Genomic DNA, 20,137 nt, shown 5'->3' with positions numbered 1-20,137 from the left:
CGACTCCAAGTCTCTCGTGCCACCCCCGGAGGCGCGGCGGGGGGGAACCTACAGCCCAGCCCCCAACGGTCAATACCTTTCGAGAAGTTTTTTCACCCCCCCCGGCATCCCCCAATACCACCACGCCAACACTCTCCAGGGAATGTTTCAGGAGGGCAGAATCCGCCACCCGATCAGGGAGCATCAAGCTCGATCCAGACCTTCAATCCGCCGAGATCGGATCGTCCGGCGCGGACGTCTCCGGAACAGGCTTCAATCGCAGATCGCACGATCGCGAGGCCCAGGCCGGCCCCACCCGCCTCCCGGGTGCGCGCGCCATCGGGCCGGTAGAACGGCTCGAAGAGCTTGCCGAGTTCCTCCTTCGGGACGCCCGGCCCACTGTCTTCGATCGCCAGCCGCACCCGCTCCCCCGCCTTCGCGACACGAATCCGGATCCGGCAGGCTTCGCCGCCGTGGCGCCGGGCGTTGCGAAGCACGTTCGCCAACGCCCTGCCAAGCAAGCGCCGGTCCGCGAGCGCCTGCATGCCTTCCTTCATTTCGATCTGCACGGCGTGGCCGGGGCACTCCCGCGCGGCGACCTCGACCAGCAGGTCCTGCAGGTCGACGGGTTCACTCTTCAGGCTCTCCGGTGCCGTTTCAGCGCGGGTGAAGGCCAGAACCTCGGAAACGAGTTCGGACAGCTCCCCGACGTCTTCGTCGATCGAGGCAAGCCGCTTCCTGTCATCGTCGTCCAGGCGGTGCTCGAGCACGCCGAGACCGGTTCGGATCCTCGCAAGAGGTGAACACAACTCATGGGCCACATCACCCAGAAACCTCTTCTGCCCCCGCAGAAGGTGGTCCAACCGGCCCGCCATGCGTTCGATCGATGCGCCGAGCGATCCCAGCTCGTCACTCCGGCTCCCTCCCACCTTGACCTCGAAGCGTCCCTCGGCGATCCGCTCGGTGGCCCGTGATAGCTTTGTCAGGTAGCGGGTGATGCCGAGAATGAAGGGCGCCCACAGCAGCAGGCTGAGAGCCAGCACCGCGAGGCCACCGAGAAGCCACGGCCTGAGTTCGAAGAACAACCCGCCTGCGGATGGATTTCCCGAGCGAAGCAGCAACATGCCATGCAGTGGCCGGTCCTCGCCCGGATTGAAGAGAGGAAGATCGATCCCCGCCCAGTAGCCGCCGTCACTCGATCGCAGGAGGAACACGGGGCGAGGCTCGGGAGGGTCTTGGGCAACCCTCCCCCTCTCTCGCTCCGAAGCCGCCGCTCCCGGTGATCCCGGACGATCCCTCGGCGGACCGAACGGCCTCGGTGGGCCCTGGCCGGGGCCATCCCGCCATCCGCCCGGGCGGACCTCCTCCCGCCGCGCGGGTCCCGGCGGCCGCTGCCCCCTGTGAGTGAAGTCCTTGAGCCTCTCATCGACATCGGGGGGAATCCCGACGCGGCCCCCGAGGACATCCGCACGGTCTTCCAGCAACAGAAGGGGCTCGACACCGTACGGTTCGGTATGCGTCCGGACGATCTCCGCCCACCCGGTCCTCGATGCGTTCCTCATCTCGCTCGCCAGCACCGAGCCAAGCGTGGTCAGCCTTTCCCCCGAAGCCCTGCTGAGCAGGGAGTCGAGACCAAGGCGAAGCTGCCAGTTGAGGAAAAGAAGGAATGCTCCGGCGAGCACCGCGAGATGCAGGAGCAGCCACCCGATCATCTTGGCCAGCAACGGGAACCTGACTTTGCGGATCATGTGTCGAGTCCTTCGCCCAGTTTGTAGCCAACGCCCCGGACCGTGACGATGTAGCGAGGGTGACGCGCGTCGTCCCCGAGCTTCCGCCGGAGCTGCGAGACATGCACATCGATGGACCGGTCGAACACATCGAAGCGCCGGTCGGAAACGTCCTCCAACAGCGCCTCCCTCGACTTCACCCGTCCACCCGCCTTCATCAACGACGCGAGGATGGCGAACTCCAGGGTCGTGAGCTCAAGCACCTCACCCCGGAGGCTTGCCACGTGGGTTCCCTCGTCGACCACGAGCTCTCCCACCTGAAGGATTGCTTGCGGCTCTCCGGGGCTGACTGCCGCCCGGCGGGTGACCGCCCGAAGCCGTGCCAGCAATTCACGGCTGGAAAAGGTCTTCGGAAGGTAGTCGTCGGCCCCCAGCTCAAGCCCCACGATCCGGTCGGCCTCCTCTCCCATAGCCGTCAGCATCAGGACCGGCACATTCGAATCCTTGCGCAGTTCCCGAAGCACCTCGAAGCCATCCATGCCCGGCATCATGACATCGAGGATCACCGCCTCGTAGGCTCCGTGCCGGGCCGCCTCAAGACCCTCGGGACCCGTGTGCCGCATCTCCACCGACCATCCCAGAGGACTGAGATAGTCGCGGATCAATCCGCAGAGCTTGCGGTCGTCGTCAACGACCAGAAGCGGGCGACCTCCTTCATCCATGAAGCAAGCATGACCGTCCTCCGGCGGGCAATGCGACCACTTTTACGACTTCTTAACATCTCCCGCGCCCCCGGTTCTCCTTTGCACGGATTCATGCCCATCCTATCCTGAGGCATGTCCTTGAAGCCGGATGTTCCGCAGGTCCTGCGGGACTTGGGAACCATCCCGAAGTGCTGGGAGGACCGCAGCGTGATTTTTTTCGCCAACCTCCTCTCCCTGTTCTTCGGCAACCGGGACGGAGCCCGTCTCCTCTCCGAGGAAATCCGGTGCGTCGACAGCTATGGCGGACGCCTCCTGCCGGTGCTCGGCCTGATTTTCGGCGGCTCCCACAACGTGCTGGTCCTGGAGCGCACTCCCGACCCGGCGCTGACCGAGTTCTTCCTGCAACTCGGATTCGACCTGCCAGCCACCGAGATTCTGACCCGCACCGAATTCCTCGAACTTGGCCGGTCCCTCAAGGACGGGGATGGAGCCGATCATCCACTTCTGCGCCGCCTGGGCGAGGAACCGGCGGCCACCCTCGACGGCTTCGTCACCGATGAGGCCATCGCCCGCATCGCGGAAAGCCTCGGAAAAGACACGCTCTCGACCCCCGACGGAAGTCACCGGGGCAACAACAAGCTACTACTTCACCAGTATCTCGAGCAACTCGGACTGCCGACTTTCCCGACTCGTCTGGCGGAGAACGAGCGCGAGATTGCCGAGGCCCTCCGTGCTCTCGGCGGCGACGGCCATCGCCACGCGGTGATCAAGTCCCAGATCGGCGCTTCGGGGATCGGACTGATGAAGACTCCGGTCGGGACAACACCCAGGAATCTTCCGAAGGCCTTCCTGCATGAGGGGCCGTGCATGGTTCAGGGATGGCTCGAACCAGGCATCCACGGGATCGAGTCGATCCTCAGTCCCAGCGTGCAGATGTGCATCGGGGAAGAAACCGTCCACCTCTACGACCTGACGGAGCAAATCCTCGACCCGGCGGCAAGCATTCACCAGGGAAACGAGGCTCATCCCGCCTATCTCGACGAGATTCCGGAACTGAAGGGTGAGCTTCTGCACCAAGCCGGCGAGGCCGCCCGGTGGCTCCACCGCCAGGGCTTCCGGGGAGTCGCCAGCACGGACTTTCTCGTCGCGCTTGATGAAACAGGGACATCCACCGTCTATGTCTGCGAGATCAACGCCCGGGTCACCGGCGCGACCTACCCTTCGATCCTGGCCCGGCACTTCCATCCGCACGGCTCATGGCGGATGCGGAATCTCGAATTGTCCGTGGCGATGGAAGGACGCGACTTGCTGGATCGACTCAGGAACCAAGGCGAACTGTTCGATCCCGCCACCCAGTGTGGAATCATCCCGGTCAACTTCAACCTCGAAGCGGACGGCCGCGTGAGCAAGGGTCAGTTTCTCGCCGTCTCCGAGAACCTCGAAGAGTGTCGTCACCTCCTCGACACCGCCCGCGAGGATCTCCCGGTGACATGGAAATACATCAACGACCGATGAACCGCACGGAACTCAAAGACCGTATCGTCGCGCTGGCGAGGGACCTCATCCTGATACCAAGCACCGACAGCCGCCCCCCCGAGCGGGCGCGGGCATTTTCCTTTTTCCTCAACCACCTCGACCCGCTGGACGGCGTCGACATCCAGCGCTACGAATCGGGCGGCTACGAATCCCTGGTGGCGCTCCCAGCAGGATGCGAACGCGCGGAGGTGCTGATGATCGGCCACCTTGACGTCATCGATCATCCCGATCTGGATCTCTATCGATCCCGCATTGAGGACGGTCGGCTCTACGGCCCGGGTGCCGGGGACATGAAGGGCGCTCTGGCAATCATGCTGAAGCTGTTCTGCGACCTCCACCGGGAAACTCCGGGGATCCCCTTCGGCATGGTCGTCACCTCGGACGAGGAGCAGGGAGGCCACCATGGAGTGGGTCACCTGGTTCGGGAGGGCAGGCTCGACGCCGCCCATGCCATCATCCCGGACGGAGGGTCGGTCCACGAGGTCACCGTGGAGGAGAAGGGAATCGCGCACCTCAAGGTCATCTCCGGCGGCGAGGCATCCCATGCGGCGCGGCCATGGCTCGGTCAGAACGCCGCCGCCAAGCTCGCTGCGGGCCTGGCCCGCTTGTGCGAGGGGTTTCCGATTCCGGACGAGCGCAACCACTGGTCCCCGACCTGCTCGGTCACCACACTCCACACACCGAACCGCACGCCCAACTGCATTCCCGACGCCGCCGAGGCGATGCTCGATCTCCGGTTCCCGCCACCCCACCGCTTGGACGAGATGCTCAGCCGGGTGGAGTCCCTGCTCGGACCCGGCCTCATGATTGATCCGATCATCACCGCCCAACCCTCCCGGCTCAACCCCGACCCCCTGTGGTCGGAGGTCACCGAAGAGATCACCGGGCTCCCCGTCCGTGAGGTCCGGGCATCGGGTGGAAGCGATGCGAGGTTCCTGTGCGAAGTCGGGATCCAGACCATCATTGCCAGGCCGGAGGTCGGCGAACTCCACGCCCCCGACGAGTGGATCGACATCGACAGCATGGTCACCTTTTACGAGATCGCCCGGGAATACATCACACGGACGCTCCGGTAGCGCAGAGCCCGGACGCGGCCACGGGTCAGGGAGGGTCGCCAGCCACGCGGACGAGAATCGTGCTGCCGGGCTGGGCCGGAATGGTGGCGGGCACGTGGATGCCACGACCTTCGTCATCCGAAGAGGAGCCCCCAAAAATATGGCGTAACCGTGCCTTCCCCTTCGCCCTTGAATGGCGCGGGATTCGAGACGAGCTTCTTGTGATGAAGTCGACTTCAAGCATGATCTCCGGGCAGAATCGTTTGTGGCGATGAAGCTCGTCACGATACGGGCCCCTGCCTCGGCGAATCATCCGTCATTTCATCACCGGGAAGGCGGATTCCCAGCCCGGTGGCCGGCTGGGAAAATTTCCCAGCAGCCCCTTTAATGAAACCGTGCCTCATTTCACCTCAATCGACGGGACTCGATCTGATACCGACAAAAGCAACTTTCCATCAGCTCACCATCCGCTCAAGCTCCAAGCCTCCAATCGCAGACCCCACTACCATTCCCATGCACCCAACACGATGGTTTCGCCTCTCCACGTCCCTCCTTGGACTTGTTTTCATCACGTTCCTCCCGGCTGCAAACGCGGATTTTTCTCTTTTGATGCGTAACCTCATTGGCGGCTCTGACGGCAATCCCCAGAACACCACCGAGGCGGAGGCCATCATGGCGCTGGAGGCCTCCACCGGAGCCTACCTTTTCACCGACCACACGGAGTCCCCGGACCCGTCCACGATCAACGTTGGCGGGGGAGGAAGCTTCGGCGCTACGAACCCTCTGCCCAATGGCAACCAGCAGGACAACAAATACGTCCTCAGGGCGACGGCCAACGTGATCATCCCGGCGGGAAACTGGACCATCGGCTTCGGCAGCGACGATGGCGGCACGCTGAAGATCCCGGGGGTCAACTTCTCTACCCGGGTCAGCAACAGCGGTTCCTTTGCAGCAGACGAGGTGCGTTATGAGGGTACCCGGGGGCATCAATGGACCTTCGGCCAGGTCACACTGAACAACGATCTCGAGACCAGCCTCGAAGCCATCATGTTCGAGTCGGGAGGTGGCGACTCGTGGGAGATCGCCATCTTCCAGGGACACACCACGAGCTTCAACTCGGGCTCCTGGAACCTGCTGGCCGACGGCGTGCACGGCTGGACCGTGCAGGTCGAGCCGCTGAACGACCCCAACCCGCCGGTGATCAGTTCCTCGATCCCCGAAGACAATTCGACCGACAACTATGGCGGTGCCAGTCTGGTGGCGACCTTCGACGAAGAGATCGAGTTCACTGGCGGTGGAACCATCACCCTCACCGACCTGACGGACGGCTCCGACATCCGCACACTCAGCCTCCCGGACCCGCAGGTCAGCGTCTCCGGAACCGACCTGACCATCGCCCCGAGCACCAAGCTGGAATACGACACCGAATATGAAGTGACCATCTCGGATGAAGCCCTTCAGGACACCTGGACCAATCCCGCGCCCAATGTCTACCGCGGCACGACCTCCGGCGAGTGGACCTTCCGCACCGCGCCTCTTGATCCGGTTCCGCCGCTTGTCGCGTCGTTCTTCCCCTTCTTCCCTGCTCCGGGCACCACGGACGTCGATCTCATCTTCGATTATCCAACCGCACCTTCGGTTGCATTCAACAAGCCCATCGTGCTGGGAACCGGATCGATCATCCTGAGAAACCTGACGAGGGGCGAGGATACCGCCATTCCCACGACAAACACGGACCAGTTGATCGTCGGGGATTTTGCGTCGGAGGACGACCTGCTGACCATCCTCCCTGCCGAACCGCTGGATCCCGCGTCGGACTACGCGGTGATCATCGAGCCCAACGCGGTCCTGAACCGGAGCGGGGAGGCCTTTGCCGGCATCTCCGACCCCACAACCTGGTATTTCCAGACCGCGATCGTCACGGTCTATTCTCCGCCAGGACCTGGCACGACGACTGGAGACAGCTGGAGCGACCCCGATAGTTGGACGGTCGCCGTGCCGAGAGACGAGATCAACGTCGAGATCTTCGCCACCAAGAGCGCCACTTCAGACGGGGGGCTCGCCGACCCCTACACCGGAGACTTGTTTCTGGGTTCGGCCTCGCTGCTGCAGATCGGCTACCAGAGCCCACGGTATCAGGAGGATTTCAACGCTCTCGGCACACCCGGCGAAACGACCATCTTCATGCTGAGTGACAGCGAGCTTCGTTTCCGGGCGGGCGACAACAATGGGGCAAGCCCCACCGTCATCCCCGGCATCGAGCTGCTGGGAGACGCCCGAATCACGATGAATGAAGGCTCCGAACCCGCCGAGGACTTCGAGTTCGCCCATGGCTTCAACGGTCCGCATCGGCTCGACCTCAGGGGCAATGGTGGCCAGGACGCTCTTCTGACGGCACCCAACACCTTCTCTGAACTCGTGATTTCGGGCAACGGCGGGGCCTTTGATGTCTTCGCCCAGGCCACCGGCTCATTGGGAGGAAATGTCACCATCAAGTCCTTCAACGGCGGTCCGGCGGCGAATCTCTTCATCAACGCGGCCGATGCGATCGACGATTCCGCCGCAGTCGCCCTCAACGGCGACACCGGATCGACACTCATCACCATGAGCGCCGACGATTCGGTGAACACGCTTACCATCAACAGCTTCCCCTATCCCGCCGGGACGTACGGCCGGGTCGGCACCCCCGCGACGGTGGACAACGAGGTGACTTGGATCGCCGGTGACCAAGTCCTGACGGTGCTCTCCGACACCGGGGGATCAGGCGACCCAATCTTCCTCGAGATCACCGACGACACGAGCGACGGTGAGGTCTTCATCTCGCAACAGCCCGTCATCACGTTCACCCTCGAGTTCGACAACCCCGGGACTTTCAACGGCGGCACGGGTGCCTTCTTCAGCCTCGGCTCCGCCACGGTTTCGATCGACAGCGTCACCCAGATCTCGGATCAGGCGGTGGAAGTCGTCGTCACGGCATTCACGACGGGGACGGTGAATCTCCAAACGACGGGAGCGGCATCCTTCGACGACCTCTTCGGTGACACGCTCAGTGGTCCCTTCGTGGATGACACCATCATCGCGGTGCGTGATGTGGACGACGTCTCAGGCCAACTCGGAATTCTCGATCTGACTCGTAACAACGGAATCAACCCGGCCACCGGAGCCCTGTGGAAGATCGGTGACACCTACCGGCTCGTCTTCTGCACGAGCAGCGGCATCTCGGCCATCTCGTCGAACATCACCACCTACAACAACTTTGTCCAGACCCTGGCCGATGCAAGCCCGCTGGGCATCGGAACCACGGAAGGGGTGACGTGGAAGGCCATTGCTTCGACACCGAGTATCTCGGCGCGGGACAATGCCTCGCTCGACCCGAACGGCACGGGTACCAGCGTCTGGCTCGTGGATGGAACGACCTGCGTGGCCGACGACTACGCGGACCTTTTCGGCGACGGCACCATGAACGTCGCCATTGGGAAGTCGGAGACCGGGGGGCAACCCCTCTACGCGGGGACATACCGCGATGTCTGGACCGGCTCGGACACCTCGGGAAACATCAAGGACAATGATGCACTTGGCGCGGCCGACGGCACCTCGAAGGGCGGCCTCATCACCAACTGGCGCCGGGGCTGGATCGACCGGTTTTCGATCGACAAGAATGAAGTGCGCCCACTCTACGGAATCTCCAATCTCCTGACGGTCACCTCCACCCTGCCCCCTGCCCCCGAAATCGCCGTCCGGCAGGACTTCACCAATCTCGTGAGCGGCACCAGCTCCTACGAATTCGGCACGTTCGGCCTGAACACCGACAACGACCTGGTTTTCACGATCTACAACTTCGGCGATGCACCACTCAATCTGACCGGTTCCCCCGACCTGGTGGCCGTGAGCGGCGATCCCGACTTCACGATCATCGACCAGCCGGACTTCAACCCCGTCCCCACCATCAACGGGCTGACCACCTTCACGCTACGGTTCAGGCCGCAGGCCTCGGGTGCACGGAGCGCGACGATTTCGATCCCCAATGACGACAGTGACGAAGCGCCCTTCACCTTCACGGTCACCGGGACCGGCAACAGCCAGTCACCTTACGAGGCCTGGGCGGGAACGGGCGGGAGCTTCGCTGAAGACGACAATGGTGACGGGATTGCCAACGGCATGGCATGGCTCCTCGGAGCGTCCGATCCCGGTGTGAACGCCACCGGACTGCTGCCGGCGGTCAGCGAGGATGGAAGCGGCAATCTGGTCATGAGCTTCAGCATGCGCAACGCGGGCAACCGGGGTACATCGACCCTGCATACTCAACACAGCAGCGACCTGGGCATGACCGACGCGTGGGACGCCGCAGGAAACCAGGCACTGGTTCCGGACATCGACGGCACCGTGAACGGAGTCGTCTTCGATATCACCGCCGGAGACCCGCTGAACACCGTCGAGGCCACCATCCCCGGAGATCAAGCGAATGGTGGCAGGACGCTCTTCGGTCGCCTCCTTGCCACCGAATAGACCCGGGCCGCCGAGCGCTGCCCGCATTGGCACGGGATCATGGATCCCGGTCGAGCATGTCGACCACCGGCGCGATGCCCAGACGACCCGTTTCCGGGTCCTGGAAGAAGAAGACCAGTGACCGGTAATTGTCGTTGGACGGCCAGCGCGTATCCCGGAATTTCTTCCAGTCCCCTTCACGCTGATAGAAGAAGGTCGCCTGGCAAAGGCCCCCGTCATGAGTCGGCTTGGGCTTGATCATCTTCTGCTGGCTCGGCTTGAGGCCGAACTCGGTATCACCGATCATTCCTCCCACGTTGAGCGTGGAAGCATTGATCAGGAGAAAGCTCGCCCCCTTGAAATTGGAAAGGTCGGCATTGACCGGAAGGACCGCGAAGCCGTCCTTGTTTTCCTTGCCCTTCCGCATCAGGAGGACGATCTGACTCCGGGTTCCGAGCGACTTGGCCTGGCCGTAAACCTCGAACGCCGGTTCACCCTCCTCGTTCACCACGGTCTTGCCGACGGCAATCGTGGCCAAGGCGGGGACCTCATATTCCGGCGACAGCTCGTGCCCGGGCGTCTGGACTTCGATGGTCTTTCCCTCTCCGATGAGCAACTCCACCGGCTGCGGCCTCATCTGCTTGGGAAACGCAAGAAACTGCAGTTTGAGAACCTTGTCCTGGGCGAGCACGTCGGGGCGCAAGACCGCCATGATGACGAGCGTGAGTAAGCCGATCGGTTTCATGAATGTTGCAGGGCACGCCAGAGTCCGGCGCGCCGCACCCTCCATCAAACCTCCGATGGGTTCAACCAGCGAAATCGTGAAACGGTCAGCCTTCGCCCGAAGTTCCGGTTGCTCTCCGACTGCAGTTCCGATTGCTTCACATGGGGCTCGTCCGCCGCATCGATGTATTCGGGCACGCGCTGGACCGTCGCCTCACACCAAGCCCGGGCCACCACCTTCCCACTGCGATCAACGGCATCCCCGTAGGCCCGGATCACGAAGGTATCTCCCCGTGGAGTCAGTTGCCCCGCAAAGCCGCGCAAGATGTCCGCCTGGTCGACATAGGCGGGGCTCCCATAGGCGATGGCACCGTCCATCGCCTCATCGAATTTGGAATTCATCCAAGCCTTCTCGTTCCGGGAAAACTCCCGCACCCCGCCGCGGAATCCCTCGTTGATCGAGACACTCGGATCGTCGAGGGCGGCCTGAAGCGCCCCTTTGACCGCGAGTTCCGTGTTCCCTCCATCCAACCTCCGGTTGACGAACTCCGAAAGCGAAAGGAAGGGACCGCGAAGCTTAACCTGCTTGACCATTGCCCCGGCAAGTTCGTCGATCTCCTGATCGGTGAGTGCCCGCCATCCCGTCCACTGTTCCGGATCGCTGGGATCCGAAGAGCTGCCGGTGTAACTTTCGCCACCGGGAAGGGATCCGGCTCCGATGGGGACTCCATCCGGCTGCGTTTCATCGATCCTGATCCCGCCCGAAAGCGAATCCTCCGGATCGAGATAGGAGACCGCTTTTCCTTTCAGACTCGAGAACAGGGCCTTCCATGCGATCTTGGATGTGGAATTGATGTTGAATGGGGCTTCAACCATCATGTGACGCGCCACCTTGTCGGCAAACCCATCCTTGTAGTCATCGTATGCCTCCAGCCATTCCTCGAGACGCTGTTCCCGGAAGCCTCCGAGATACGGCACCAGTCGCCGGTTCGGCAACGGCTCCCCGCTCAAGAAGAACCTCCGGGCGACCTCCTGGGCTGACAACTCACGCCGGCTGCCGAAGACGGGACTGTCCAGGACCGGCGTGATCGAGGAAAAATAGAATTCGTCCCACAAGGCCTTGTTCGCCAGGTAGGAATGGTCGACGAAGGGTTCGTTCGTCGCCGGCGGAGTGCCGCCCTGCTGCTCGTAGTAGCGCGTCCAGCGGGTGAACGCCTTGTCCGCGGGAATCAGCGGGTGGGCGTAGGAGTTGCCGATTGCCTGCAGGTTGTAGGGAGCAAGGCCACCAAAGCCGTGCACGGTGGTCCGGTGAAACGCCTCCGTCGACCAAGGATTGCGCAGGCCCTGATAGCCTGCCGCCGCCGCTTCGGTTCCGAGACTATAGCCTCCGAGCACGGCATGACTCAGCGATGCGATCGAAATCGGCGGAGTGAGCGGCAAATGCTGCTGCACCACATGGGTCGTCCCGGATTCCGCCGTGTAGCCACCTCCATGGTATCCGTGGTCGTCGGGAGCGATCTCCACCGGGGCATCAAGAATGTTGTCGAGCGGCACGAAAAACCAGTTCCAGCCGTAATTGTAGAGGGAGTCGCTCCGGACGTCGTCAATGAAGGGAGGATGCAGGGGCGACGAGTGGAGGAACGGACGGGTCGGAAACCTCCGCGCCGCCCCCTCCGCACCGGCGATGCCACTTGTCTCATGGGTCTCAACCGCGGACTTCATGCCGAAGTAGAGGAACGGTTGGGGCACGGCGTCCTGGATGCCACTGCCCATGGCATCGATGAGTTCCTGGCCCCGCCTCGCAGGGATCTCGATCGTCCGCACCTGGGTCGAGGCCAATGATCCGCCCTGCCCTCCGGGGAAACCCAGATGGGTCAGGTCGCTCTTGTAGTTCGCCCCGTTGTTCCCCCGGGTCAGCCTCCCACCGATTCGAAAGGCGCGGTAGTGCCACATCACGCCGGGGGCATTCCGCCCGTGGCGGGACTTTTGCGTGAAGTCGGTCGAGAAGCTGTTTCCTCCGGTATTCCTCACGGTGACGGAAATGTAATCCTGGGCGCTGAAGGTCATCATGTACTCGTTGTCCCCGCTCCGCCGGCCGGCCCCGCCGACACGGTTGTCCGGAATGATGAATTTTTCCGGATTCCATCCGGGCACCAGTTCCAGTTCCGGGAAGAACTTCTCGCTGAAACGATTGGTGCCCCGGCCGCCCCGAAGCATGAAGTCGACGTAGTTGCTTCCTCCTCCCGAGTTGGAGGCATGCTTCAGGGCGAAGACCTTGTATTCCCCGGGCTCGAAGACCGCCTCTTCCTCGCCCGAAATGAACAGGGTGTAGAGTTCGTTCTGTTGGTTGTTGGTGACGCGGTTGAGATTGATCCTCACCGGACTCCCCTCCGGCGACCCACCATAACTGCTCGACTTGTTGAACTCGAGTTCGACGTTGATCGGATGTTCGCGGAACATGAGCGACTGCTGGTCCGGATCGCCGATGTTCATCACCAGGGGAACATTGAAGGGGTTCCACAGAGTCACCGCCGGGCTGAACCCGATCCGCACGCGATGGGTGTCGGGGAACGGATCGGCGCGGGTCGGCCGGGGACGCGGCGTGATCGGCTCGCTGACAAAGCTCAGGATCATCTCCATCTTGACCACGACCGGGCTGCGATACAGGGCGCTGGGCTGCCGGAGATACTTGTCGAAATCCCCCTTGGTGCCGCCATAGTCCGGATTGCTGATCACCAGGCCGTTGCCCAAGATGCTGTTCGGGGGTGATGAGTCCCGGGTCGATAGCTGCAATCCTCCATTCCAATCCTCCCGATAATGGTCGTAGGTCTGATAGTAGGCAGCAAGGTCTTGGATCGGCACGCTGGCCTGGAGCGTCGGCTCGATGCTGTTCACCAGGTTGTCGAAGCGGTAGAGCATGAAGTCGTTGCCTTCGCTCTTGATCGACGTCGCCCACTCGTACTCGACTCCGGAACGGGCCGAAAGGTTGAACACCTCCCCGGGAGCGATCGCCCTCTCCAACAGCGTCGAAAGATCTCGCTTCAGGCCGCCCTCGCGCACATCCGCGAGCACTCCCATCGATGAGGTGGTGATGTCGTGGAATCTTCCCGTGGCCTCGCGAGTCACACCCTCCACGAGGCCGAGGGTCTCGCGCGATGGCAGGAAGCCGAGGGCCGCGTCGTCCGCGACGCGTTCAAGGCCTTCAACCGTCGAGTGCCCCATCGAGGCCGGGGCGTGCTGGCGGAACAACCGCTCGTGCAACGCGATCGAATCCTGCGCTTCGTAGGGATCGTCCATGATCCCGGCCTTCTGGCTTTCATCTCCCACCCACCACGCGTAGCGGCCCGTGGACGCGTCGGCGGAACCCACGGGCACCAGAGAGGCCCTCACCTTTTCAGTGGCGGGCATCTCCGGATCCAGAGACCCATTTCCTACGAGAATGACGGCGCTGTCGTCCTGGCCGGGCTTGCCGACCGCCGCAAGGTTCGCATTCGTCGCCGAATCGACATCGCCAGTCCGGCCTTCGGGAAGCGAGACCATCCATGAGCGGAAATGATCCTCACGATTGGGTTCGTAGCTCGGACTGATCCCGGTGTTGGGGTCCCCGATGGTGGAGTGCTCACTCGGATCATCGTTGCCCGCCGGAGACGTTCCCCCCGCCTTCCAAGAGTCCCAAACGCCCATCCAGCGCGGGTTGGGAATACCCAAGTCGTCATCAGTGCCAGCAAGGATCGATCCATTGGCCGACACTCTCTGATCCGGTCCCATCGCCTTCTGCAATTCACCCAGCGCAATCGTCAGCGCGAGCCGGGCATTGGCCCGGGCCTCGGAGGCAGCCAGCGCATTCGACGAACTCCGCAAGGTGACCGTCGAGAGCGAGAGCAGGCCGACGGCCAGCAGGGCCAGCAGCACCATCAACGAAATCGTGATCACCAAGGCGAAGCCACGCTCGCCGGGAGCTTCGTGGGTCCTCAGTCCTTGCGGTTGGATGGATTGGGTCTTTGCCATCACAAAATACATACGACCGCAAGGTATTGCCGAATCGGGACAATTGAAGTGAAAAGTCACGCAGAATCTATCCCTTTTGCAGGATAGTCTCCAGGTTTTCCGGAGTCTTCGGAGCCCTGGAACATCCGGGTTCCGGTGCTTTCCCAAGCGCCTGCCGAACCGACACATCCGGCCCCACTCATACCAACTCACAGAATGCTCCGGTAGAATGGAGATGTTGAAAGGGATTGAAAACCAGTCGCTTCGCGAGTTGGAGAGCACCGGGTGCTTTTCCGCAATGTCTGGGTTGCTTGTCGGTTGCGGCGCCCGCACCGCGCCCTCCTCGCGCCTTGAGCTTGCGAAAAATCACTCCGGCCATTCTACCAGATCATTCTGTTCATTGGTATCAGGCACCACGCTCACTCGGCGGCGGGCGCGTAGGCCAGGCGGAAGAAGCCTTGGCCCTGACACTCGGGAGCGGGGACCACCACTTCGATGCTCCCCTGCGCATCGGCGGTAACCGCAAGGGAACCCCATTGCTCCAGATCTCCCGACCACTGGAAGACATAGTCGACATGGGCCACCGCGGACATTCCGACGGTCAACTGCCGGGCCTCTCCGGCTCCCGAAAAGGTCATCGTCATGCCGTCGGTCGGCAGGACGACGAGGGCCAGCTGTCCGTCTTCGTCGAAAGGATCGGACCATTTCGGGTCGGTGTAGATCGCCGATCCGGTGAGGGTCCGCAGGAAGGCGGCGAGGTCCGCCTGTTGCTGGCCGCTCAGGTTCAATCGCTGCGCCTGGGGTCCGCCGGGACCTCCCGGCCGCGTCAGGCGCGGATCGAGTCCCGTCACCACCGCCGGGATCGCGTTGTAGTGGGCGATCACCTGCTCCAGCGTGGCAAACTCTCCGGTATGCATGAATCCTCCGTTCGAGGTTCCGCCGGGACCGACCAGATCCCGGAGGCTGGGCGAACGCGTGACGGTGAAGTCGTTGCCGCCGCCGATCGCTCCCACCACGCCGTTGTTCCCGGAGTTCGGAGCGATATCGAATGCCGGTGGCTGATGACATGCCGCACAACCGGCACCGCCGCCCGGCCCCGGACCGGCCAGGAAGAGTTGCTTCCCGTTGTTCTCGGAAGCCGTGAAATTCGGGAAGGGCGGCCCGTCGGCACCGACCGCGGCGCGGCCTTCATCGTAGCGGCTGTCGAAGGACTGGATGCTCCGGACGAACTGCGCGATCGCGTTCTGGATGCGGGCTTCCGTGATGGCCGGGTCGCCGTAAACCGCCTTGAACAGGACCTGATAGAGTTCGATGACCTCCAACTTGTCGACCAGATCGGAGAATCCGGGATCGCCGTCCGCTCCACTGAATCCCATCTCCACGTGGTCCTGGATCGGCTGTGTGGTCTGCGCCTCGAGGGTCGGAGCCCGCTCGTCCCAGAAAAAGTGCTCTTCGGCGGAGAATCGGGCGTTCACCAGTCGCATGGAATGCCGGCCCGTCGTGCCGGCCACCCCGGTGCTCGCCACGGCCAGATCCGAGAACGCCCGCTCCTGCTGGTGGCAGGAAGCACAGGAAATCGTGTCGTTGCGCGACAGGCGCTTGTCGTAAAAGAGCACCCTGCCAAGCGTGGCTCCGTGGTCGGTGATCGGATTGTCGGCGGGCGTGTTGTCGCGATTGATGTAGTCCGGAACCGGTTGATCGGCATAGCGGGCGGGGTTCACCAGATCGATCACCCCCCCGGCGGCGCAGGCGAAAGGGGCGGCGGCGAGCAATAATGGGAGCACCTTCATCCGAGTAGAATTCAGCGCGAACGTAAGCTCCGTATGGGGAAAGCGGCCTTTTTCGTAAAGATTCGGTTAATCCGTTCGACGACGCGTCGAAAATCCACCTCAAGGCCCGGGCGTCGGACCCACGCTCGCGTCCGGATCCATCAGTCGATCAAAAGTCGCGGCATCCAGTTCGCCGGCAGCCAGCACCTCCTCACGCAGGGTCGTGCCGTTCCGGTGGGCGGCCTTCGCGAGCGCCGCCGCCCGGTCGTAGCCGATCGCCGGAACCAAGGCCGTGACGCGCATCAAACTCCGCTCGAGCAGTTCGGCGATTCGATCCTCGTCAGCCTCGATCCCGTCCACACACCGGCGGGCGAAGCTGTCCGCCGCATCGCCCAACAAACCGACCTGCCGCAGCAGTCCGTGGATCATCATCGGCTTGTAGGTGTTCAACTCGAACTGCCCCTGGCTCCCGGCGATGCCGATCGCGGTGTCGATGCCCATCACCTCGACGCAGACCTGGGTGAGCGCCTCGCACTGGGTGGGGTTCACCTTTCCCGGCATGATTGATGACCCGGGTTCGTTGGCGGGCAGCACCAGTTCCCCGATCCCGCAGCGCGGCCCCGATCCCAGCATCCGGACGTCGTTGGCGATCTTGAAAAGCGACGAGGCAAGACCACGAAGCGAGCCCGACATCGAAACAACCGCATCGTGGGCCGCCAGCGCCTCGAAACGATTGCCGGCGGGAACGAAGTCCTCGCCGGTCAGCGCCGCGATGCGCGCCACCACCTTCTCCGCGAAGCCCTTCACGGTATTCAGTCCGGTGCCCACCGCGGTGCCGCCCTGAGCCAGTTCGAGCAAGCCGGGAAGGGCCGCGTGGATCCGGTCGATCCCGAGTTCCACCTGCCGCGCATAGCCGCCGAATTCCTGGCCCAGCCGCAGCGGCGTCGCATCCTGGAAATGGGTGCGCCCGGTCTTGATGATGCTTTCGAAAGCGGAAGCCTTGCGGACCAAGGCCGAGTGAAGCGCCTGAAGCTTTGGCAGCAACTCGCTGCGGATCAATCGCATCGCCGCGACGTGCATGGCGGTGGGGAAGGTGTCGTTCGAGGATTGAGAACGATTCACGTGATCGTTCGGATGCACGGGGTCCTTGCTCCCGATCTCGCCACCGAGCAATTCGATCGCCCGGTTGGCGATCACCTCGTTGACGTTCATGTTCGACTGCGTGCCCGAACCGGTCTGCCAGACCACGAGGGGAAAATGATCGTCCCATTTCCCTCTCGCCACCTCGCCCGCGGCTTCGATGATCGTCCGCGCCCGCGACTCGTCGAGCAGGCCGAGGTCGCGGTTGATCTCGGTGGCGGCCTGCTTGACCAGGGCCAGGGCGTGAACGACCTCGATCGGCATGCGTTCGCCGCCGATGGGAAAATTGCCCAGCGAGCGCTGGGTCTGGGCGCCCCAGTATCGGTCGGCCGCCACTTCGATCGGTCCGAGACTGTCGGTTTCCTGTCGGGTCATGGTCTTCATGAATGGCGAGGCTCTCGCTTAAAGCCGTCGGTCCGGGCACTCTGCGCCGCCCGCCGGGCCCGGCTGAACGCCTCGAGGCGCAAAACGAGCGCCGACGGTTTCTCGGCGAAAATCCGGGCTCCGAGATCGAAGGCCTCCCGCCGCAGGGCCTCACGCTGCTCGTGGATCAGGCCGTTCAGCACGCGCAGCACGTCCGGGCTGCCGTAGTCGGCGAAATCCGTGGCCAGGCAGGTCTCCATCACGCCGAGGTCGTGCTCCCGTCCGAGCAGGTCGGCGAGGCGTTTGGCCTCCTTGCGTTGGGCCTGCAGGACCGGCCGCCACAGGTCCTCCAGCAGCTTCAGTTGATGGGCGAAATACTTGGTTCGCTTGCGCCACTCGTGGAAGCACTCGGTCGACGGTTTCCCGGCGGCGGCCCGCATCGCCTTGCGGCCGCGCCGGTAGGTTTTCGCGATTCCCGGCAGCAGGTCGTCCCACCCCTTCACCTTGCCGGCCCACCGATCCACCGCCACGCGCCCTTTTCCCAAGGCCGCGGCGAAGGCATCCATCTCCTCCCCGAGATTGGTCCGCTCCCGCGCCCGGCGCTGCTTGTCCAGCGTGAACCGGCGACGGATCGGGGCGAACTTGGCGCGATCTAGAGGCCCGTCGTAGCGATCGAGAAGACGGTCGTAGGTTTCGGTCAGGGCCTCGGCGTCCCGCAATCCCGAAAGCCGCCGCGCGGCATCGCGGTAGCGGGCGTTCTCGCGCTGGTAGCGCTTCCCGATCACTCCGCGGCACAGCCGCAGCAGCGCCCGCAGCTTTTTGCAGCGCTTCCGCACCTGATGAATCGACTCGTGGAGATCGCGATCACGGGCGGCGAGCTCGGAAGCGGCGCGGTCCAACTGCTCGAGCGCGACACGCCGGACCTGCGCCTTGGTCGACCGTTCGGGATGGATACGAAAGCTCATGATTCCGAGGGGCTCCCATCCAAAGCCCGGACCCCCGACAGTGCAAGAAAAGGCTCAATCCCGGCCGAGGCGGCGCAAGCGCACGGCAGCTCCCGCACCCGCGAGGCACATCGCGCAATACAGCCCGAGCGAGGCGAGGGGCGACCAGGCCTGCAAGGGCGAGTGGAGGAGACCGGTGGCAAGAATCAGCACCGCGATCAGCGTGTTGGACGCCGAAACGTAGTCGGTGCGCCGGTCGCCCTCGACGGCATCCACCACCCAGGTCTTGCGACCGAGCCGGACGCCGGCGTAGCCGATGTTGAAGACCAGAAAAACCAGCGGCCAGACCCATGCGGCATCGGCCCATCCGGGCGCGAGCCACGAGATCGCGATCCCGGCCACCCCGGCCACGGCCGCCACCAGCCCACCGGCGGCCATCGACCACTCGCCGGCCCGGTCCGCCAGTCGCCCCCAGAGAAACGAACTGGCGGCACTCGCCATGCCCGACGCGAGAATGAAACCAACCAGGGAGGTGATCTGCCCACCCGACCGCTGACCCAGCACCACCAGGAGCGGTGAGGCCAGAGCCGTGCCGAGGAGCAGTCCGCGGGCGATGATGAAGGCCCGGAACATCGGATCCTCGCGGACCAGGAAAAGCCGCTGGAGCCAGCCCTCCTCCGCCCCCCCGCTCTCCGGTTCCGCCGCGGGCTCGTTGATGCACGAATACAATGCCGCCCCCAGCACCCAGAGCACGGACGCTCCGAGCACCATCCAGGCCAGAAACCCGGCCGTTTCATGGTCGCGGAAGAGGATCAGGACCACCGCCGCTCCGGCCGAGAGACTTCCCGAGATCGCGTTCGAGAGTCCGCCGACCCGGCCACGAAATCCTTTCGGCACGGTGCGGCCCAGCACGTCCTTGGAACTGATCGAGCAGAACGAACGCGCCAGTGCGAACAGCGCCACACAGGCAAGCACCGTCCAACCCGCGGCCGTTGCGGGAAGCATCAGGGCCGCCACGCCCATCATCGCGATCGCCAAGGCCTGGGCGAGGGCTCCGGCGACGAAGACCAGCTTCCTCCGCTCGAACTTCTTGACGAAGCCGGAAACGAAGAGTTGCGGCAGCATCGAACCGGCCTCGCGCACAGGAACCAGCATCGAGAGCAGCGCACCGGGTGCCCCGAGCGCCGACAGCATCCAGGTCAGCACCGTCTTCGGGTTGGTCAGAACATCGCCGAGCTTGGTCATGCTCTGGCCCGCGATAATCCACATCGCGTTCCGTTTCTGTGCTGCCTTCAGGTCTGCCAAAGCGCGGCAAGCCTACGCAGGGAATCCCCGCCGCCAAGCACGGGAAACAGTCATGCGGGGGTCACCACCCCGCGTAGAAGCTCGGCACGTGGTCCTCGCTGGTCGCCAGCGAACACTCGATGGCGAGGGTCCCCAGTTCAGGAATGGCGGAAACCATGGAATACGTGCCGCCCGCCGGACAGACCGGCTCGGTCCTCAGAAAGTTGTCCCCACCCACCAGGTCGGTGACGATGTCGATGGGAGCGTTGTCGGGGACTCCATTGAGATTCTGATGCGAGCGGACCGCTTGCTGAACATTCCGGATGTTCATGATGCAGCTGGCCCGGTCCGAACCGCGCTTCCACGCCCGTCCGCCGATGAAGAGAACGGCAATCAGTGCCAACAAAACGAGGATGACCACCGTCAACTCCAGCAGGGTGA

12 protein-coding genes are annotated in these 20,137 nt (G+C 63.5%); 3 read left to right on the top strand and 9 right to left on the bottom strand.

Going from position 1 to position 20,137, the window contains the following annotated elements:
* Positions 1 to 173 precede the first annotated feature (173 nt).
* Both ACG2LG_RS21640 and ACG2LG_RS21635 read right to left on the bottom strand, forming a co-directional pair.
* Entirely contained in the window at positions 174 to 1,727 is a 1,554-nt protein-coding gene (locus ACG2LG_RS21640; RefSeq protein WP_396262577.1) for a sensor histidine kinase, read from the bottom strand.
* Entirely contained in the window at positions 1,724 to 2,428 is a 705-nt protein-coding gene (locus ACG2LG_RS21635) for a response regulator transcription factor (protein WP_396262575.1), read from the bottom strand. The genes ACG2LG_RS21640 and ACG2LG_RS21635 overlap by 4 nt, the downstream gene beginning before the upstream one ends.
* A 114-nt stretch (positions 2,429 to 2,542) precedes the next feature.
* Between ACG2LG_RS21635 and ACG2LG_RS21630 the strand changes: the two genes are divergently transcribed.
* From ACG2LG_RS21630 to ACG2LG_RS21620, 3 genes are all read left to right on the top strand, one after another.
* Complete coding sequence (locus ACG2LG_RS21630; protein ID WP_396262573.1) at positions 2,543 to 3,925, top strand: hypothetical protein; 1,383 nt, start codon at positions 2,543 to 2,545, stop codon at positions 3,923 to 3,925.
* Positions 3,922 to 5,022: a M20 family metallopeptidase gene (locus ACG2LG_RS21625; protein WP_396262572.1), complete on the top strand. Its 1,101-nt coding sequence runs from the start codon at positions 3,922 to 3,924 to the stop codon at positions 5,020 to 5,022. The genes ACG2LG_RS21630 and ACG2LG_RS21625 overlap by 4 nt, the downstream gene beginning before the upstream one ends.
* A 588-nt stretch (positions 5,023 to 5,610) precedes the next feature.
* Positions 5,611 to 9,507: an Ig-like domain-containing protein gene (locus ACG2LG_RS21620; RefSeq protein ID WP_396262571.1), complete on the top strand. Its 3,897-nt coding sequence runs from the start codon at positions 5,611 to 5,613 to the stop codon at positions 9,505 to 9,507.
* Between the two features lie 37 nt (positions 9,508 to 9,544).
* On the opposite strand, the gene ACG2LG_RS21615 is transcribed toward ACG2LG_RS21620, so the two are convergent.
* From ACG2LG_RS21615 to ACG2LG_RS21585, 7 genes are all read right to left on the bottom strand, one after another.
* The gene (locus tag ACG2LG_RS21615; RefSeq protein WP_396262569.1) at positions 9,545 to 10,231 is read right to left on the bottom strand and encodes a hypothetical protein; all 687 of its coding nucleotides are present in this window, start codon (positions 10,229 to 10,231) and stop codon (positions 9,545 to 9,547) included.
* Positions 10,232 to 10,275: 44 nt separating this feature from the next.
* Positions 10,276 to 14,217 carry a hypothetical protein gene (locus ACG2LG_RS21610; RefSeq protein WP_396262568.1) on the bottom strand — a complete coding sequence of 1,314 codons (3,942 nt, stop codon included), beginning with the start codon at positions 14,215 to 14,217 and terminating at the stop codon, positions 10,276 to 10,278.
* 398 nt (positions 14,218 to 14,615) lie between these two features.
* Positions 14,616 to 15,986, bottom strand: coding sequence for a cytochrome-c peroxidase (locus tag ACG2LG_RS21605; protein ID WP_396262566.1), 1,371 nt, complete (start codon positions 15,984 to 15,986; stop codon positions 14,616 to 14,618).
* Positions 15,987 to 16,085: 99 nt separating this feature from the next.
* Positions 16,086 to 17,489, bottom strand: coding sequence for a class II fumarate hydratase (gene fumC / locus ACG2LG_RS21600; protein ID WP_396262565.1), 1,404 nt, complete (start codon positions 17,487 to 17,489; stop codon positions 16,086 to 16,088).
* Positions 17,486 to 18,433: a CHAD domain-containing protein gene (locus tag ACG2LG_RS21595; protein ID WP_396262564.1), complete on the bottom strand. Its 948-nt coding sequence runs from the start codon at positions 18,431 to 18,433 to the stop codon at positions 17,486 to 17,488. The genes fumC and ACG2LG_RS21595 overlap by 4 nt, the downstream gene beginning before the upstream one ends.
* A gap of 54 nt (positions 18,434 to 18,487) precedes the next feature.
* The gene (locus ACG2LG_RS21590) at positions 18,488 to 19,681 is read right to left on the bottom strand and encodes an MFS transporter (RefSeq protein WP_396262563.1); all 1,194 of its coding nucleotides are present in this window, start codon (positions 19,679 to 19,681) and stop codon (positions 18,488 to 18,490) included.
* 97 nt (positions 19,682 to 19,778) lie between these two features.
* The coding region (locus ACG2LG_RS21585; protein WP_396262561.1) for a hypothetical protein at positions 19,779 to 20,137 on the bottom strand (359 nt) is incomplete at its 5' end.

It is taken from the genome of Haloferula sp. A504 (genome assembly GCF_044385805.1).
Taxonomy (GTDB): domain Bacteria; phylum Verrucomicrobiota; class Verrucomicrobiia; order Verrucomicrobiales; family Akkermansiaceae; genus Haloferula.
Note: the sequence above shows the minus strand (reverse complement) of the source record. Positions and strands in the feature narration are given on the sequence as shown.

Coding starts and splice junctions, on each gene's coding strand:
- ACG2LG_RS21640 (WP_396262577.1), bottom strand. CDS start 1,727: ATGATCCGCAAAGTCAGGTTCCCGTTGCTGGCCAAGATGATCGGGTGG.
- ACG2LG_RS21635 (WP_396262575.1), bottom strand. CDS start 2,428: ATGGATGAAGGAGGTCGCCCGCTTCTGGTCGTTGACGACGACCGCAAG.
- ACG2LG_RS21630 (WP_396262573.1), top strand. CDS start 2,543: ATGTCCTTGAAGCCGGATGTTCCGCAGGTCCTGCGGGACTTGGGAACC.
- ACG2LG_RS21625 (WP_396262572.1), top strand. CDS start 3,922: ATGAACCGCACGGAACTCAAAGACCGTATCGTCGCGCTGGCGAGGGAC.
- ACG2LG_RS21620 (WP_396262571.1), top strand. CDS start 5,611: ATGCGTAACCTCATTGGCGGCTCTGACGGCAATCCCCAGAACACCACC.
- ACG2LG_RS21615 (WP_396262569.1), bottom strand. CDS start 10,231: ATGAAACCGATCGGCTTACTCACGCTCGTCATCATGGCGGTCTTGCGC.
- ACG2LG_RS21610 (WP_396262568.1), bottom strand. CDS start 14,217: ATGGCAAAGACCCAATCCATCCAACCGCAAGGACTGAGGACCCACGAA.
- ACG2LG_RS21605 (WP_396262566.1), bottom strand. CDS start 15,986: ATGAAGGTGCTCCCATTATTGCTCGCCGCCGCCCCTTTCGCCTGCGCC.
- fumC (WP_396262565.1), bottom strand. CDS start 17,489: ATGAAGACCATGACCCGACAGGAAACCGACAGTCTCGGACCGATCGAA.
- ACG2LG_RS21595 (WP_396262564.1), bottom strand. CDS start 18,433: ATGAGCTTTCGTATCCATCCCGAACGGTCGACCAAGGCGCAGGTCCGG.
- ACG2LG_RS21590 (WP_396262563.1), bottom strand. CDS start 19,681: ATGTGGATTATCGCGGGCCAGAGCATGACCAAGCTCGGCGATGTTCTG.